Source organism: Microbacterium sp. CPCC 204701, assembly GCF_004010105.1.
Taxonomy (GTDB): domain Bacteria; phylum Actinomycetota; class Actinomycetes; order Actinomycetales; family Microbacteriaceae; genus Microbacterium.
On the sequence record NZ_RRYE01000502.1, the window covers coordinates 1 to 1,804 of the forward strand.

General features: G+C 70.2%; 2 protein-coding genes. Both read left to right on the forward strand.

The features are described 5' to 3' along the window. Window positions 1–185 precede the first annotated feature (185 nt). A complete protein-coding gene (locus tag EIO58_RS17260; RefSeq protein WP_127820483.1) occupies window positions 186–1,283 on the forward strand; it encodes a mechanosensitive ion channel family protein in 1,098 nt (365 codons plus the stop codon). Between the two features lie 50 nt (window positions 1,284–1,333). Beyond that, on the forward strand, window positions 1,334–1,804 hold a 471-nt coding region (locus tag EIO58_RS17265; protein WP_164861841.1), incomplete at its 3' end, for a globin.

Here is a 1,804-nt window from a genome sequence, read left to right on the forward strand (position 1 = left end):
CCACCCGCGCGTGGCTCGAGGCGCACGCCGACGCCGCCGCGGCGCTGCGTCGCCTCGTCGCCGAGAACCTCGCCGGCGTCGAGCGGGCCCTCACCGTGCAGGACCGCGACGCGCAGTGATGATCGACGGATGCCTCGGCCCCGCGCTCAGCCGGGGTCGAGGCATCCGTCGTTAGGATCGTGACGATGATCACCCCCCTGGACTCCGGAACCCCGCCTGCGATCGCCGACCCGACGGTCTGGCAGGAGGTCGGCGATTTCTTCGTCAACGCCGGCTGGGACCTCGTTGCCGTCGTGTGCATCATCGCCGGCGCGATGCTGTTGGCCTGGATCCTCCGGTTCGTCATCCGGCGTGTGGTCAACCGGATCGTCAGCGGCGCGAAGTCGAAGGCGAAGGTCGACGACACCCAGGCGCTGGAACGCTCGCCGCTGGCGTCGGTGCGGCTCGTGCAGCGCACACGCACGCTCGGATCGATCCTGCACAACGTCGTCAACGTGACGATCGTCGTGATCGCGATCCTGCTGATCATCAACGCCATCGCCCCGACCGCGCTCGGCTCTCTCACGCTGCTCACCGCCGCAGTCGGCGCCGGGCTCGGCTTCGGCGCGCAGAACATCGTCAAGGACGTGCTCAACGGCATCTTCATCGTCGCCGAGGATCAGGTCGGCATCGGCGACGTCGTGGATCTCGGTCTCGCGACCGGCATCGTCGAGTACGTCAGCGTGCGCGTCACGCACGTGCGCGACGTCAACGGCACCCTCTGGTACGTGCGCAACGGCGAGATCACCCGCATCGGCAACCTCTCGCAGGGATGGTCGCGGGTCATCATCGACCTGTCGGTGGCGGTCGACTCCGACATCGTCGAGGTCGAGCAGGCGATGCTCGACACGGCGAAGGCGCTGGCCAAGGATCCGAACTGGCGCACGCGCATCCTCGAGCAGCCCGAGGTGTGGGGCCTGGAGTCGATCTCGGGCGACGCGCTCGTCATCCGTCTGGTCATGAAGACGCGCGCCAACGCGAAGGACGACGTCGCGCGCGAACTGCGCATGCGCCTCAAGCGGACGATCGACGAGATGGGCATCACGCTCCCCGCCCTCACCACGATCATGCCGACCGGCATCGAGGGTGCTCTTCGCGTCCGCGGGGCGAACCCGCCCAAGACCAAGCCGAACCCCGTCACTCCGCCCGTCGTCGAGCGTCCGGTATGGAAGCCCAAGCGCACGGGCAAGAAGTCGCAGACGCCGGGAGACGACGCCGGCTCCACCCCCGAAGGCACCTCATGAGCGACGCCGTCACACCCCCCGGCACCCCGTCCCCGCCGGGCGCGGAGCCGATGAGCTTCTACGACGAGGTCGGCGGCCACGAGACGTTCGCGCGGCTCGTCGACGCGTTCTACCGCGGCGTCGCCGACGACGACGTGCTGCGGCCCATGTACCCGGAGGAAGACCTGGGTCCGGCCACGGAGCGCCTCACCCTCTTCCTCGCGCAGTACTGGGGCGGTCCGACGACCTACAGCCAGCAGCGCGGGCACCCGCGACTGCGCATGCGTCACGCGCCGTTCCACGTCAATCCCGACGCGCGAGACCGCTGGCTCGCCCACATGCGCGTCGCGGTCGACGGGCTCGACCTGCCGCCCCTGCACGAGGCGACGCTGTGGGACTACCTCCAGCGCGCCGCCCTCGCCATGGTGAACACATTCGAGCCGAGCGGCATCGGCCCCGCCGCTGCCGGCCGTGACGCGACGGCCGGCAGCGGGGAGCCAGGCGTCCCGCGGTCGTCGCTGCCCGTCACCGCGGCACCCCCC

What these genes read in the sequence shown, in the direction of transcription:
- EIO58_RS17260 (WP_127820483.1), top strand. Translation starts at nt 186, where the DNA reads ATGATCACCCCCCTGGACTCCGGAACCCCGCCTGCGATCGCCGACCCG.